The organism is Amycolatopsis echigonensis (assembly GCF_002846615.1).
GTDB classification, from domain to species: Bacteria; Actinomycetota; Actinomycetes; order Mycobacteriales; family Pseudonocardiaceae; genus Amycolatopsis; species Amycolatopsis echigonensis.
On sequence record NZ_PJMY01000003.1, the window covers coordinates 3,039,259 to 3,054,007 of the forward strand.

A 14,749-nucleotide genomic window follows, 5' to 3' on the forward strand; every position below is an offset into this window, starting at 1 on the left:
AGAAGCGACCCTGGAGGCCCCGTGTCCCTGGAGCCCGGACGACTGCTGCCCTTGTTCACCGCGCATTCCGGCGGCCGGTCACCGATCACCTGCGAGTACCGCTGCGGCAACGCGTGTGCGCACGAGGCCCCGAACCCGACCGGCAACGACTACTTCGGCGACATCGCCAAGGGCGTCTCGCGGCGCGGCGTGTTCAAGGCCGGTGCGGTGATGGCCGCGGCGGCGGGCGGGTTCGCGGCCCTGTCCGGCACCGCTGCCGCGGCCGCCCCGGCCCAGGCTCCCGCCCCGCTGGCGAAGGGCCGTGCGGTGCCCGGCACCGATTTCACGCCGGTGCCGCCGAACAAGCTCGACGCGGTCAGCATCCCGGACGGTTACGCCCAGCACGTGGTGATCCGCTGGGGCGACCCGGTGGTCCCCGGCGCGCCGAAGTTCGATTTCCGCAAGCAGACCGCCGCCGCGCAGGCCAAGCAGTTCGGCTACAACAACGACTTCGTCGGCCTGATCCCGCAGGACCTGCTCGGCCTGCGCAATCTGCTGGTGGTCAACCACGAGTACACCACCGAGGTGCACCTGTTCCCGGCCGATCAGTACGACCCGGCCAACCCCACCGAGGAGCAGGTGAAGATCGCCTGGGCGGCACACGGATTGTCGGTGCTGCAGACGCTGCGCGACCCGATCGGCGGCGCGCTGCGCACCGTGCCGAGCCCGCTGAACCGGCGGATCACGCTCGACACGATCTTCGAGGTGCGCGGTCCGGCGGCCGGTTCGAAGTACCTCAAGACGTCGGCCGACCCGACCGGCAAGCGCGTGCGCGGCACGCAGAACAACTGCTCCGGCGGTGTCACGCCGTGGGGCACCGTGCTGTCCGGCGAGGAGAACTTCCACCAGTACTTCGCCCACGCCGACAAGGTCTCCGATCCGACCGAAGCCGCGCGGCTCAAGCGGTACGCGGTCGGCACCGGCGAGAGCACGCGCAAATGGGAGCGCTTCGACAAGCGCTGGGACGTTTCGCGCGAGCCCAACGAGCCCAACCGGTTCGGCTGGGTCGTCGAAATCGACCCGAACGACCCGAATTCCACGCCGGTGAAGCACACCGCGCTCGGCCGGTTCAAGCACGAGGCGGCGAACGTCAAGATCACCGCGGACGGCCGGGTCGCGGTGTACTCCGGCGACGACGAGCGGTTCGAGTACATCTACAAGTTCGTCTCGAAGGGCAAGTACAAGAAGGGGAATTCCGCGCTCGCCCGGCGGCACAACTCGGCGCTGCTGGACGAGGGGACCCTGTACGTCGCCAAGTTCTCCGGCAACAGCCCGGGCGAGATCGACGGTTCCGGCAAGCTGCCCGCCGACGGCGAATTCGACGGCACCGGAGAGTGGATTCCGCTTGCCAGCGGCGATAAGTCCTTTGTGGACGGATTTACCGCCGAGGAGGTCTACGTGTTCACCCGCCAGGCCGCCGACCGCGCCGGGGCGACAAAAATGGACCGTCCGGAGGACATCGAGCCGAACCCGGTCAACGGCCGGATCTACGCCGCGCTCACCAACAACTCCGACCGCGGCGCGGCGGGCAAGGCGGCCCCGGACGAGGCGAACCCGCGCACCCGCAACAAAAACGGGCACATCCTCGAATGGGACGAGGACCGCGGCGACGCCGCCGCGACCCGGTTCTCCTGGCGGCTGCTGCTCGTCTGCGGCGACCCGGCCACGGCCGACACCTACTTCGGCGGCTTCCCGAAGGACCAGGTCAGCCCGATCTCGTGCCCGGACAACGTGGCGTTCGACCCGCACGGCAACCTGTGGATCTCCACCGACGGCAACACCCTCGGCGCGAACGACGGCCTCTTCTCGGTTCCGGTGACCGGTCCCGAGCGCAGGCACGTGAAGCAGTTCCTGTCGGTGCCGGTCGGCGCCGAGACGTGCGGTCCGGTCGTCACCGAAAACCTCGTGCTCGTCGCGGTGCAGCATCCCGGCGAAGACGCGCCGAGTTCGGCGAACCCGACCTCGCACTGGCCGGACAGCGGCACCTCGCAGCCGCGGCCGGCGATCGTGTCGGTGTGGAAGAAGGGTGCCTTCGGAGTGCCTGGCAAGATCGGCCGCCGGTAACACTTTGGGGTGTTTCTCACGGCCGAACGGGCTTCCTGGGTCTAGCTTCACCGCGTGAGGCGGGCAAGGAAAGTCGCGATCGGACGTACGGCGGGCGCGGCGGCGGGCACTGCGATGCTGGTCGGCGCGCTCGCCGTCGTCACTCCCGGATCGGCGCCCGCCGAGGATGCCCCGGATTGCGGCGGCATCGCGGCCAACCCGAGCGTGGAGGACGCCGGTTCGCCCGGCGGACCGCCGAGCGGGTACCTGTTCACCCCCGCCGCGCCGGTTCCGCGCAGCACCCCGCCGGACCGGGTGCCGAAGCTGGTCACCAGTACCGCGTACGCGGTCGACGGGCACGTCAACGCCCAGATCCAGACGCCGGACGGCCGGGTCAGCTCGGCCAGCCAGCAGGTGAGGGCCGTGCCCGGCGGCCAATACGCGTTGTCGGTGTGGACGGGTACGGCCCAATCCAGCCTCGGTTCGCACGCGAGCGCGACCACCGGGCTGCGCTTCGCCGACCGCACCGGCCGCGTGCTAGTGGAGAAACCGGTCGCGGTGACGCACGACATCGCCTCCGACGGCAAGCTCGCGCAGCAGGAGGTGCCGCCGGTCACCGCGCCGGACGACACCGCGGCGGTCTCGTTTTTCGCCAGTACCAACCACAACTGGGTGCTGTGGGACTGCGTGCACGTGGCTCTCGCCGCGTTCGCGGTGAAGATGGAGGTACGGAATCCGGCGGACGGAACGTGGGGCCCGTCGGCTGCCATCCCGGCCGGCGACGCCGCGCATTTCCGCATCTCCATCTCCAACACCGGCTCCGAGCCGCTCACCGGGCTGCTCGTGAAAGACCCGTGGTGCTCCGGGCTTCCCGGCGCGTTCGGCCTCGCGGCCGGCGCGTCGCGGGAGCTCACCTGCGACCACCCGAACCTGACTGAGGACGACAACGGGCACGTCAACACCGCGAAGGTCACTGGCTCCGGTCCGGGCGGGCCGCTCGCCGAGCAGAAGGCGACCGCGACGGTCACCGTCACGCCGCAGCCGGCGGTCGGCAAGATCGGCGACCGGGCGTGGAAAGACCTGAACCGCAACGGCATACAGGACGACGACGAACCCGGCTTCCCGGATCTGCCGGTGACGCTCAAGGACGGCGCGGGCGGCACTCTCGCCACCGCACGCACGAACGCCGACGGCAGTTACCTGTTCGACCAGCGCAAGGACGGCACCTACCAGGTGTGCTTCGACGTGTCGAAGCTGCCGGACGGGTTGACCGTCACCCAGCGCGGTGCGGGTGCGCCCGGCATGGACTCGGCCGTCGACCCGGCGACCGGCTGCACCTCGCTGTTCACCCTCGGCGGCAAGGACCGCGAGCGGATGGACCTGGACATCGGCCTCGCCCCGCCCGTGCCGACCGTCCCGCCCGCACCCCCGACCCCGACCGCGCCACCCGCCCCGACCGCCTCCGCCGCGTCCGCTCGCTGACCTCGGCGGCGACCACTGAGCGTCGCTTCCCGGCGGATGCGAGACTGTGGCTGAACACCACGTCTCGGGGAGGTCTGGACCAATCATGACCGCGGCCGCCGGCGCGCTCGACGACCCGCACCCGTGGTATCGCCGCCCGATGGCCTGGACGTGGGCCGCCACCGCGGCGGTCCTCGTGCTGTACACGGTGCTCGCCTGGCATCGCCGGTGGATGAGCGACGACGGGCTGCTCGTGCTCCGCACCGTCCGGCAGATCCTGGCCGGGAACGGTCCGGTGTTCAACATCGGCGAGCGCGTCGAGGCGAGCACGAGTCCGTTGTGGACCTGGCTTCTCGCCGGCGTCGGCACGATCCCCGGGCCGCCGCTCGAATGGATCGCGGTGATCACCGGCCTGCTGTGCGCGGTCGGCGGCCTTTTCTTCGGCCTCGACGGCTGCCGTCGGCTCTACGCCGGACCAGTGGCCCCCGCCGGTGCGCTGGTCGTGTGCGCACTTCCGCCGTTCCGCGATTTCGCGACCTCCGGGCTGGAAACCGGTTTGGTGTTGCTGTGGCTCGGGCTGAGCTGGTGGCTGCTGGTGCGCGGCAAAGCGCCGGTTGCCACTGCGATCGTGCTCGGATTAGGCCCGCTAGTGCGACCGGATCTGGCGTTGTTCAGCGTGATCGGCTTCGTCGCCCTCGTGCTGCTGCGCCGCCCGCGATGGTTTGCCGCGCTTGGCTGGCTCGGCGCGGGGATCGCGATTCCGTTGGCATACCAGGTGTTTCGGATGGGCTACTACGGTCTGCTCACCCCGAACACCGCGCTCGCCAAGGAAGCGGCGAACGCCGACTGGCCGCGCGGCTTCGAGTACCTGGCTGATCTGCTCGACCCGTACGTGCTGTGGATTCCGTTGCTGTTGCTGGTGATTGCCGCGATCCTGGTTCGCCGGTCGCGGATTCTGCTGCTGGCTTCGCTGGCGGGCGCGGTTTTGCTCGCGCTGTACGTCGTGCGCGTCGGCGGCGATTTCATGCACGGCCGGATGTTGCTGCCCGCGTTGTTCGTGCTGCTGCTTCCGGTCATGGCGATCCCGGTGACCCGGAAGACAATCGCGTTCGTCGCCGGGGTCGCCGTGTGGGCGATAGTCGCGGGCGGCTGGCTGCGTGTGCCGTACGAAGGCACCCATCTCGCGGTGAGCGTCACCGATGAACGCGCGTACTGGTCCTGGGCGACCGGACACGAGCACCCGGTGCTGGCGACGGATTACCTCGGACAGGACGTCATCCGTCGCGCCGTCGAGGCGGTGGAAGCGACGAAGCAGCCTGCGGTGCTCGTCTACAGCTACGGCGACGTGAAGCAGTGGTTCCGCTTCCCGACCGACCGGCCGTACGTGACCATGGCGGCCGACAGCATGGGCGCGATCAGCAACATCGCGCCGCTCGACGTGCGCATCCACGACGGCTACGGCCTGGCAAGCGATCTCGCCTCGCACTCGTCGTCGATCCCCAACGGCCGTCCCGGACACTCGAAGTGGCTGGTCGGGGCCTGGGAGGTCGCCGAAGCCGGACGCGGGGACTACGCCACCGACGGCCAGATCCGGATATTCCAGCCCGCCGAACTCGACGCCGCCCGCCAGGCGCTGCGCTGCCCGGACGTTCAGGACGTGCTCGCCTCGACCCGCGAACCCCTCACCTGGAGTCGGTTTATCGACAATTTCACCGGCGCGGTGCACCGGACGGAAATCCGCTACCCCCGCGATCCGTGGGCCGCGGCGCAGTGCGCCCCGGCGAAGTGACCGACGACTCCCCGGACTGGCGAATCAGCGGCAGACGCCTACCGTGGCCGGTATGACCGACCTCCCGCTCGCCTTGATCACCGGTGCCTCCCGGGGCATCGGCGCCGCTATCGCGCACCAGCTCTCCCCGACGCACCGCCTGCTCCTCGGCGGCCGCGACACCGACGCCCTCGCGAAGGTGGCCGAGGAACTGCCCGGCGCCGAGCCGTGGCCGGTCGACCTCACCGACGCCGCTTCCCTCGAAGCCGCGGCCGGCAAGATCGACCGGCTGGACGTGCTCGTCCACTCCGCGGGCATCGGCAAAATCGGCACGGTCGCGGACTCGCCGTCCTCCGTCTGGCGCACGAACCTCGAGGTGAACGTCATCGCGGTGGCCGAACTGACCCGGCTGCTGCTGCCCGCGCTGCGCGCCGCGAACGGCCACGTCGTGGTGATCAACTCCGGTGCTGGCTACACCGCTCGCCCGGGCTGGGGCCCTTACGCGGCAAGCAAATTCGCCGTCCGCGCCTTCGCCGACTCACTGCGGGCGGAGGAACCGGGTCTGCGTGTGACGTCTGTCTTTCCCGGTCGCACCGACACTGACATGCAACGCGAGGCCCGCGCTCAGGAAGGCGGCGCGTACGAGGCGGACAAGTACTTGCGGCCGGATTCCGTGGCGACGGCGGTGCTTACCGCGGTGACGGCTACTCCGGAGGCGCACTTCACGGAGATTCAGGTTCGGCCGCGCTGATCCGACGGGCTGCGTGGGGGCACCCCGAAGCCCAAGTGTGCTGACGGTTGGCGGGTGCTTGTCAAGGCGGGAAAGATGCCTTGACAAGCACCCGCCAACCGCAGGGAGGCTTCGTATCGGGGTGCAGGGCGGGGGCTGGGTGCCTGGTTGGCGGGTGTGTCTGCTGCGGTTTGGTGGGGTTTTCGGGTCAGGCGCGTAGGCGGGCGGCGGTGTCGGCGACTGTCGCCTGGATTTCGCGGCGGTCGACTCGGGTCGGTTCGGCGTCGGCGACTACCTGTTCGCCTGCCACCCAGACGTCGCGCACTCGGCGAGATCCGGCGGCCCACACGAGGTTCGCCAGTAGCTGCTCGTCGGGCACGTCCAGGCCGGCGGCGAACGCCGGGTCGTCGAGGTCGACGTGCACCAGGTCGGCCCAGCGGCCCGGTTCCAGTACGCCGAGGTCGTCGCGGCCGAGTGCTTCCGCGCCGCCGCGGGTGGCCATCAGGAAGACGTCCTTCGCGGTCACCACGGTGGAGTCATCGTTGGCCAGCCGCGCCAGCATCGCGGTGAGCTGCAGTTCTTCCCACAGGTCGATGTCGTCGTTCGACGCCGGGCCGTCGGTGCCGAGGCCGATCGCGACGCCCGCCGCGCGCAGGTCCTTGATCCGTGCGATCCCTGACGCCAGCTTCGCGTTCGAGCCGGGGCAGTGCGCCATTCCGACGCCTCGCGCGGCGAAGATCGCGATGTCCTCATCGGACAGATGGATCGCGTGCGCGGCAAGCGTGCGGCCGTTGAACATCCCGAGCGAATCCAGCAGCTTCGGCACCGAGCCGTGTTCCTTGCGCTGCTCGACATCCTCCGCGGCGGCCTCGGCGACGTGGATCTGCACGAGCGCACCCCGCGCGGCCGCCGATTCCGCAGTCGCGCGCAGTCCGTCCGGGTTCAGCATGTACGCCGAGTGCGGGCCGTAACCCAGTTCGATCCGTTCTCCCGGACCGAACCGCAGGCCGTCGGCGTCGATCCAGCGGTCGATCGCCGCCAGCGTCGAGCGCCAGTCCATGCCGGGCAGTTCGATCACCGGCGGCGCGACGAGCACGCGGCCGCCGGTGGCGAGCACCGCGTCCACGAGCTGTTCGCCCTCGAAATACATTTCCGCGCTGGTCGTCACGCCGTGCCGGAGCATTTCGACCGATCCGAGCAGCATGCCGGTGCGCACGTCCGCCGGCTTCAGTTTCGCCTCGGTCGGCCAGATGATCTCGCGCAGCCAACGCAGCAGCGGCAGGTCGCCGCCCATCCCGCGCAGGAGCGTCATCGGGCTGTGCGCGTGCGCGTTCACCAAGCCGGGCACCAGGATTCCGGTCAGCCGGGTCTCCTCGCCGGCGAATTCCGGTGCGCTCGAAGCCGGTCCGACGAACGAAATCCGGCCCGCGTCGTCGACATCCACGACGGCGTCACGGAGCAGGGAGCAGGACGGATCGGCGGGCAGAACAACCGGGGCGTGGAAGCGACGCGACATAACGAGATAGTACGGGCGTCCCAGTGGCGGTTAATCCACTACGCCGCTACGCCAGGCCCAAGCTGCGATTTCCACTCGGTTACGCGCGCCGACTTTGCCCTGCACCGAAGCCAAATGCGTCTTGACCGTCGACAGCGACAGGAACAACTCCGCGCCGATCTCGGTGTTGGTGAGTCCACGCGCGGCGGCCTTCACCACGTCCAGCTCGCGCGCGGTCAGCGGCTCGGACGGAGCCGGCGCCTCGCGCTTGGTGCTGGCACCGTCGAAATGCTTCAGCAGCCGCACGGTGATCTGCGGAGACACCAGCGCGTCGCCTCGGTCGGCCGCGCGCACCGCCTCGATCAGCAGAGCGGGGCCGGCGTCCTTGAGCAGGAAGCCGCTCGCGCCGTTGCGCAGCGCGGTGTGCACGTATTCGTCGAGGTCGAAGGTGGTGACCACGACGACCTTCAGCGGGTCGGCGACGTCCGGGCCGGCCAGTTGCCGCGTGACCTCCAGCCCGTCCAGCCCCGGCATGCGGATGTCCAGCAGGCAGACGTCCGGGCGCAGTTCACGCGCCTTGGCGACCGCGGAGACCCCGTCCGGCACGTCCGCGACCACCTCGATGTCGTCCTGGGCGTCCAGGATCATGCGGAAACCCATCCGCACCATTTCCTGGTCGTCCGCGATCAGTACCCGGATCACCCGTCTGTCTCCCCGTTCGCCTCGAGCGGCAGCCACGCCTCGACCCGCCAGCCGCCGTTCGGCTCGCGGCCTGCCGAAAGCCTGCCGTGCAGCAGCGCGACGCGCTCGCGCATGCCGACCAGACCGTATCCGCCCGACCCGCCAGCCGGACGATGAGTCTGCCCGCTGCCGTTGTCGGTCACCCGCAAGTGCAGTTCGCCGTCGACGACCTCGGCCAGCACGAGCGCCTCGGTGGCGTCCGAGGCGTGCTTGCCGACGTTGGTGAGCGACTCCTGGACCAGCCGCAGCGCGGACCGGCCGACCTCGTGCGGCAGGTCCGCCGGAAGGTCGAGCCGCAGCTGCGTCGGGATGCCGTGGTTGCCCGCGTCGACGAGTTTGTGCAGGTCAGCGGCCAGGTCGGTGGTCGCTTGCTCGTTGAACTCGCTGGAACCGGCCGGTGCGTCGCCGCGCATGCTGCGGACCAGGCGGCGCATCGCGGCGAGCGCCTCGACGCCCGCGTTCTCGATCCGGCCCATCGCTTCCAGCGCGAGCTCCGGGTTCTTCTCCCCCATCATCCGCGCGGCCTGCGCCTGCACGACGATCCCCGTCACGTGGTGCGCGACCACGTCGTGCAGTTCCCTGGCCAGCGCCATCCGCTCGGCTGTCTGCGCGTCGGTGACCGCTGATTTCACGACCTGCGCGCGTTCGGAATCGCGCGAGCGCAGGTACAGACCGATCGCGATGGCGATGCCGAGCAGCAGCACCCCGACGGTGGCGAGCGTCCCGAGCGTCGCCGGGTCGGTGAGCAGGCGGCCGGGGCGGTACTGGCTGAAGTTGAGGATCGTGCCGATCGCGACCACGCCGGACAGCACGACGATCCGCGGCCAGGCCCGGGCGAGCGGCACGGCCCGCACGACGTTCACGACCACGCCGAACCCGGCCACGATCTGAGTCGGCGGAATGCCGCCGAGCAGCTGGTAGCTGTGGCTCGGATGCAGGAACGGCGTCATCAGCGCGGACAGCAGGAGAAGCCCGGCCACCACCAGGATCGAATCCCGCGGACGGCGTGGTGACAACGCGGTGACCGCGGCGGCGCCGATCGAGCAGGCCAGCAGCGGGAAACCGCGGCTGCCGCTTTCGTAGGTGTAGCCGAATTCGACCAGCACGCCGATGCCGAGCATGCCGATCAACGGCCACTGGCCGCGCACCAGTTCGGTGAACCGGTGCATGGTCCGCAGCCGTTCCACGGTCGCCGGGTCGCGTTCGCGGCGCGGACGCCCGACCGCGCCGGTGGTCACCGCCGCGACGAGGAGCAGGAACCCGAAGAGCAGCGACTGCAAGACGTTGCTCGTGTAGAGCCTGCTGTCGTATCCGCGGCCGAACACCGCGGTGAGCGCGCCCATGACCAGTGCGCTGATCACCGCGAACGCGACCCCGGGACGGGCCCGGCGGGCGAGGAAGTAGACCATTTCGATCCCGGCCACCACCTCGGTGATGGACAGGTTCGCCAGCACGCTCGAATAGGCCGGGATGTTCAGATAGCGGATGGCGAAGGTGCAGAACATCAGCACCAGCGCACCGAATACGCCCGCCACCGCCGCGCGTTTGCGGGCCCAGAGCGCGCATGCCGCCATCGCGAAAATGCCCGGGAACAGGCCGAGATCGACGAACTTCGGGCCGATGTCGTCGAGCGCCGCGTCGGTCACGAACACGAGGTCGAACGCCAACGCGGCGAACAACACGAGCACGGACATGTCGAGCCGGCGGGCGAGTTCGGTCGCTCGCGCGGCGAACGTTTTCGACGGCGGGGTGTGCGGCACACCGTGACGGTAGAGGATTCGTGCCCGCGCGCACCTTGGCCACGTGGTTCGTCGCCATCGGCCGATCGGCCGAGGCAGGCCGGTCAGGTACCGGCCGTCTGCCCGAAGTGGACACCCGCTCGAATCCGAGAAGCTGCCTTCCGTCGCAGTCGAAGACGAATGACGGAGACAGGGAGAGAGCTGGCGGATGACGAATCCACACCTGAGCGCCGGACCGGTGTTGTCGGGACGCGGACTGGTGAAGCGTTACGGGCAGCAGCACGCGCTGGCCGGAATCGACATCGACGTCCAGCCGGGCGAGGCGATCGCCATCGTCGGCCCGTCCGGCTCCGGCAAAACCTCGCTGCTGCACGTGCTGGCCGGGATCCTGCGCGCCGACAGCGGCGAAATCTGGTTGCAGGGACAGCGGATCGACCAGTTCGGCGAAAAGCGGCGCAGCGAACTGCGTCGCACCGAATTCGGTTTTGTCTTCCAGTCCGGAATGCTCGTCTCCGAGCTGACCGCGGAAGAGAATGTCGCACTGCCTTCGCTGCTGGCCGGCGGAACTCGTGGCGAATCGATTGCCGCGGCGCGGGAATGGCTTGGCACCCTCGGATTGGCCGGCAAGGAAGCGCGGCGTCCCGGCGAGCTTTCCGGCGGCGAGGCACAGCGCGTGGCGATCGCCCGCGCGCTCACCCACCGGCCGAAGGTGATCTTCGCCGACGAGCCGACCGGCGCGCTCGACACCCGCACGGGCCGCGAGACGATGGACGCGCTGCTCGCCGCCGCCCAGGCGTCCGGAGCCGCGGTGCTCGTGGTGACCCACGACCGGGAACTCGCCGAATCGATGCCGCGCACCGTGGCGATCCGCGACGGCCTGATCGCGACGAGGCTCGCGGCATGAACCCGTTCCAGCTCGCCCTGCGGGTGCTGCGCGGCGACCGGCGGACCCGCACCTCGGCGATCCTCACCGCGCTCGGCGTCGCCGTCGCGACCGGGCTCGTCCTGCTGCTCGCGACACTGCCGTACGCCACGCAGGCCCGCGAGCAGCGGGCGCTGTGGCAGAACAGCGGCCGCTACGACTCCGGCCAGCAGAACGCCCTGCTCGTCAACTCCTCCAAGGACTACTTCGACGGCAAACAGGTCGCCCGCGTCGACATCGCGGTCACCGGCCGGGCCGACCTGCTGCGGCTGCCGCCGGGCATCCCGCAGCTGCCCGGACCCGGCGAGACGATCGTGTCGCCCGCGCTCGGGAAACTGCTCAACGCCACCCCAGCCGATCAGCTCGGGAACCGGTTCGGCAAGCCGGTCGACGCGTTCGGCGACGAGGCGCTGCGGTACCCGGAACAGCTCGTCGCGCTCGTCGGGCACAGCCCGCAGGAAATGCGCCCGTACGGACACCAGGACCAGCCCGGCCAGGACGCTTACCCGGCCTCGTCCTTCCCGACCGGGCACGGACGTCCGGACAGCCTCCTGACGGTGTTGTCCTGGGTCGGCATCATCGTGCTGCTCGTGCCGAGCCTGGTGCTCGTCGCGTCGTCGGCCCGGCTCACCGCCGCCCGCCGCGAACAGCGGCTCGCCGCGATCCGGCTGGCCGGGGCGACTCCCGGCCAGGTGACCGCGATGGTCGCCGCCGAAACCGGATTGTCGGCAGGCATCGGCGCTCTGCTCGGCCTGCTGCTGAGCCCGGCGCTGCGCGGCCTGGCCACGTTCGTGCCGTGGGACGGCGGGACCTGGCTCGCCGCGGACTTCTCGCTGCCAGTGGGGCTGACCGTGCTCGCCGTGCTGCTGGTCCCGCTGCTCGTGGTGCTCGCCGGGGTGCTCGGCCTGCGCCGAGTGGTGACGACACCGCTGTTCGCGACCGGCGGGCACACCGTGAAACCGTTGCGCTGGTGGCGGTTGCTCGCGCTGCCCGCGGCCGGATTGTTCTTCTTCTACACCGTTTTCGGCGCGCGCAGCGGCGGCAGCGGCAACCTGGTCCTGGTCGGCCTGTTGCTGGTGGTCGCTTCGGCGATGGTGGTCGGACCGTGGGTGACCTCAGCGGTCGGCGGCACGTTCGTGCGGATCTGGCGGCGGCCGTCGTCTCTGCTGGCAGGACGTCGGCTGCGCAACGATCCGAAGGGCTCTTACCGAGCCTCGGCCGGGATCGTGCTCGCGGTGTTCACCGGGTCGATGGCGCTCACCCTGCTGCCGTCGATCGAAGCCCTCGCCGGCGGCGGGCGTCAGTACGTGGACTCGGCGCTGTACGTCGACGTCAACGCGGACCGCGCCCCCGAAGCGACCGAGCGGACCAACGCCACGCTCGCGAAGGCCGGACTGTCCGAACGCGTCGTACCGGTGGCCAGCGTCTACGTGATGCAGGGCGAGGGGAACTACCGGTCGATGCAGCGCGCGTACGTCATGACCTGCACCGACGCCGCCAGGCTGACCCGGCTCGGGATCACCCAGCAGGACTGCAAGCCGGGAGTCGGCCTGTACACCCCGTACCAGCTGGACACGAACAACCTGCGGGTCGCGCGGTACGGCGGCGAGGACAGCACGGGCACCCCGCTCGGCGCTGTCACCACGGGTACGTATCACCCGGAAAAGCACAGCAACTCCGGCGAGTACGTGATCGACCCGTCCGCGGTGCCGGCCGGCGTCAAACCGAGCACGGTCACGCTTGTCGTGCCGACCGCCGAGGCCAACCGTGAGGTCGTGCGGACCGCGCTGGTGCCCAACGCGGTCGGGCAGGAAATCGGCAGCCGCGAGCAGTACCTCTACGGACAGCAGGTGCAGCTCAGCGACCTGCGCCGGGTCACGGTGATCGGCCTCGTCGCGGCGGGCATCCTCGCCGGCTGCAGTGCGGCGGTCGCGACCGCGGGCTCGGTGATGGACCGGCGGCGGACGTTCGGCGCGCTGATGGCGGCGGGGACGCCAGTGCGGGTGCTGTCGCGGGCGCTGCGGATGGAGGCCGCGCTGCCCGCGCTGGTGGCGACCATCGGCGCCGGCGTGACCGGCGTGGTGGTCGGACTCGGGCTGTTCATGGCGACGATGGAACGGGGGTCGGTGGTGTTCAGCCCGTGGATCGCCGCGCCGGTGGTGCTGGGAATCGGGGTGGCCCTGCTCGGCGCGTCGGTCTGCACGCCCGCGCTGCGGCGAGTGCAGGCGGAACCACTGGCCGACGAATAGCTGGCGCCCGCCCCTCGTCGGGGGAGGGGCGGCACCGGGGGTGAAGGGAGCGAAGGGCCGTTGCCGGGGATGGGAACCCGGCAACGGCCCTTCGTCAGTTTCGGCTCGCTTCGCTGACTCGCGTGGCTCCCCGCTGGCGCAGAAGCCCGTGAAGGGCCCCTTGAGGGAATCTAATTCCCTCAAGGGGCCCTTCACGGACCTTCCCAGCGTCAGCGCTTCTCGAAGATCAGATCGTGCGAAACCCGGCCCTCCCGGTCCGCCCGCTGTTCGAACTTCGTCACGGGCCGCCACTCCGGCCGGGGCGCCCAGCCGCCGGGCTCGTCGGCGTACCGGTTGCGCAGCGCGGGTTCCGCCGAGCACACCTCGAGCATCTGCTCCGCGTAGTGCTCCCAGTCGGTGGCCATGTGGAACGTGCCGCCGGGCGCGAGCCGCGACGCGATCAGCGCCACGAACTCCGGCTGCACGATCCGCCGCTTGTGGTGGCGTTTCTTCGGCCACGGGTCCGGGAAGAACAGCCGCACGCCGGACAGCGTCCCGGGCTCGACGTGATCGGTCAGCAGGACCACCGCGTCGCCGTGCATGAGCCGCAGGTTCGTCACGCCGAGCTTCTCCGCGCGCAGCATCAGCTGGCCGAGCCCGGGGTCGTACACCTCGACGGCCACGTAGTTCAGCTCCGGCGCGGCGGCGGCCAGCTGGGAGGTCGTCTCGCCCATGCCGGATCCGATCTCCAGCATGACCGGCGCTTCGCGGCCGAACCACTCGGTGAAGTCGACCGGGCCTTCCGGCAGCTGCGCCACCGTCCGGCCGAGCCGCGGCCAGTGTTCTTCCCAGGCCCGCTGCTGGCCGACGGTCATCCGCCCGCCGCGTTTGACGTAACTGACCACGCTGCGCAGCCGTGGCTGGTCCTCGTTTTCCACCCGGACAACATACGGGCGGGTCAGCGGACCGCTTCGAACTCCCCGAGCCGGGAGCGCAGTCCGGCGAGCCCGGCCACCGCCACTGGCTTCGGTGCGCGGGCGGAATGCGCGGGCAGGACGTCGATCCAGCCGTCGTGCCGGTCGGTGTTCAGCACGGTCGTCGGGATGGAATGGCCGGACTTGCCCCGTTCGGACGGCATGAACTCCCAGTACCCGGATTCGCCGTCGGCCGCCCACGGCACGAACTCCCAGCCCATCCGCTTGCCGAGCAGCTGCGCCACCCGGTCTTCGATGCGGAAGCCGAGTTCGCGCGATTCGAGCCGTCCGCTCGCGACCGCGCGCAGCCACCACGGCGCGGGCAGAGCGTCGTCGTCTCCGCTCGCCCGCCGGTACAGCCCGAGCACGGCGTCCTCCGGGGCGCGATGGACCCACGCCTGGCGCAGTTCCGCGGGCCGAGTCGCGGGCAGCGCGAACCGGGGCAGTTCGATCGCCTGGGACCATTCGAGGTCCAGCATCGGTTCGAGGCGGGGAGTCGGTACCGCAGCGTCGCGGGAAACGGATTTCTGATCAACGTCCACCGTCACGGTTCACCTCCGGAGAGCTGAGACGGGGCTCTGCCTTGAATATCCGTGGGTTTCTGACAGT

11 protein-coding genes are annotated in these 14,749 nt (G+C 70.3%); 6 read left to right on the forward strand and 5 right to left on the reverse strand.

Going from position 1 to position 14,749, the window contains the following annotated elements:
* Positions 1–21 precede the first annotated feature (21 nt).
* The 4 genes from ATK30_RS19240 to ATK30_RS19255 all read left to right on the forward strand — a co-directional run bounded on the left by ATK30_RS19240 (position 22) and on the right by ATK30_RS19255 (position 6,062).
* The gene (locus tag ATK30_RS19240; RefSeq protein WP_167441954.1) at positions 22–2,103 is read left to right on the forward strand and encodes a PhoX family protein; all 2,082 of its coding nucleotides are present in this window, start codon (positions 22–24) and stop codon (positions 2,101–2,103) included.
* A 54-nt stretch (positions 2,104–2,157) separates the two neighbouring features.
* Entirely contained in the window at positions 2,158–3,564 is a 1,407-nt protein-coding gene (locus tag ATK30_RS19245) for a DUF7850 domain-containing protein (protein ID WP_101436768.1), read from the forward strand.
* 85 nt (positions 3,565–3,649) lie between these two features.
* Positions 3,650–5,332 carry a hypothetical protein gene (locus ATK30_RS19250; RefSeq protein ID WP_101436769.1) on the forward strand — a complete coding sequence of 561 codons (1,683 nt, stop codon included), beginning with the start codon at positions 3,650–3,652 and terminating at the stop codon, positions 5,330–5,332.
* Between the two features lie 52 nt (positions 5,333–5,384).
* Positions 5,385–6,062, forward strand: coding sequence for an SDR family oxidoreductase (locus ATK30_RS19255; RefSeq protein WP_101436770.1), 678 nt, complete (start codon positions 5,385–5,387; stop codon positions 6,060–6,062).
* Positions 6,063–6,249: 187 nt separating this feature from the next.
* On the opposite strand, the gene ATK30_RS19260 is transcribed toward ATK30_RS19255, so the two are convergent.
* The 3 genes from ATK30_RS19260 to ATK30_RS19270 are packed head-to-tail and all read right to left on the reverse strand — an operon-like array spanning position 6,250 to position 10,037.
* Positions 6,250–7,557 carry an amidohydrolase family protein gene (locus ATK30_RS19260; protein WP_101436771.1) on the reverse strand — a complete coding sequence of 436 codons (1,308 nt, stop codon included), beginning with the start codon at positions 7,555–7,557 and terminating at the stop codon, positions 6,250–6,252.
* Between the two features lie 30 nt (positions 7,558–7,587).
* Positions 7,588–8,238 carry a response regulator gene (locus ATK30_RS19265; protein ID WP_101436772.1) on the reverse strand — a complete coding sequence of 217 codons (651 nt, stop codon included), beginning with the start codon at positions 8,236–8,238 and terminating at the stop codon, positions 7,588–7,590.
* A complete protein-coding gene (locus ATK30_RS19270) occupies positions 8,235–10,037 on the reverse strand; it encodes a histidine kinase (protein WP_101436773.1) in 1,803 nt (600 codons plus the stop codon). Before ATK30_RS19270 ends, ATK30_RS19265 begins: the two co-directional genes overlap by 4 nt.
* A 187-nt stretch (positions 10,038–10,224) precedes the next feature.
* Here ATK30_RS19270 and ATK30_RS19275 point away from each other — a divergent pair, with 187 nt between their 5' ends.
* Both ATK30_RS19275 and ATK30_RS19280 read left to right on the forward strand, forming a co-directional pair.
* The gene (locus ATK30_RS19275) at positions 10,225–10,920 is read left to right on the forward strand and encodes an ABC transporter ATP-binding protein (RefSeq protein ID WP_101436774.1); all 696 of its coding nucleotides are present in this window, start codon (positions 10,225–10,227) and stop codon (positions 10,918–10,920) included.
* Complete coding sequence (locus tag ATK30_RS19280) at positions 10,917–13,187, forward strand: FtsX-like permease family protein (protein ID WP_101436775.1); 2,271 nt, start codon at positions 10,917–10,919, stop codon at positions 13,185–13,187. Before ATK30_RS19275 ends, ATK30_RS19280 begins: the two co-directional genes overlap by 4 nt.
* A gap of 209 nt (positions 13,188–13,396) precedes the next feature.
* On the opposite strand, the gene trmB is transcribed toward ATK30_RS19280, so the two are convergent.
* Together trmB and ATK30_RS19290 are read right to left on the reverse strand one after the other, a co-directional pair.
* Positions 13,397–14,104, reverse strand: a complete 708-nt coding sequence (trmB, locus tag ATK30_RS19285) for a tRNA (guanosine(46)-N7)-methyltransferase TrmB (RefSeq protein WP_101436776.1) — start codon at positions 14,102–14,104, stop codon at positions 13,397–13,399.
* Positions 14,105–14,124: 20 nt separating this feature from the next.
* Positions 14,125–14,619, reverse strand: coding sequence for a hypothetical protein (locus tag ATK30_RS19290; RefSeq protein ID WP_244194942.1), 495 nt, complete (start codon positions 14,617–14,619; stop codon positions 14,125–14,127).
* Between the last annotated feature and the right edge of the window lie 130 nt (positions 14,620–14,749).

Coding starts and splice junctions, on each gene's coding strand:
- ATK30_RS19260 (WP_101436771.1), bottom strand. CDS start 7,557: ATGTCGCGTCGCTTCCACGCCCCGGTTGTTCTGCCCGCCGATCCGTCC.
- ATK30_RS19275 (WP_101436774.1), top strand. CDS start 10,225: ATGACGAATCCACACCTGAGCGCCGGACCGGTGTTGTCGGGACGCGGA.
- ATK30_RS19280 (WP_101436775.1), top strand. CDS start 10,917: ATGAACCCGTTCCAGCTCGCCCTGCGGGTGCTGCGCGGCGACCGGCGG.
- ATK30_RS19290 (WP_244194942.1), bottom strand. CDS start 14,619: ATGCTGGACCTCGAATGGTCCCAGGCGATCGAACTGCCCCGGTTCGCG.
- ATK30_RS19255 (WP_101436770.1), top strand. CDS start 5,385: ATGACCGACCTCCCGCTCGCCTTGATCACCGGTGCCTCCCGGGGCATC.
- ATK30_RS19250 (WP_101436769.1), top strand. CDS start 3,650: ATGACCGCGGCCGCCGGCGCGCTCGACGACCCGCACCCGTGGTATCGC.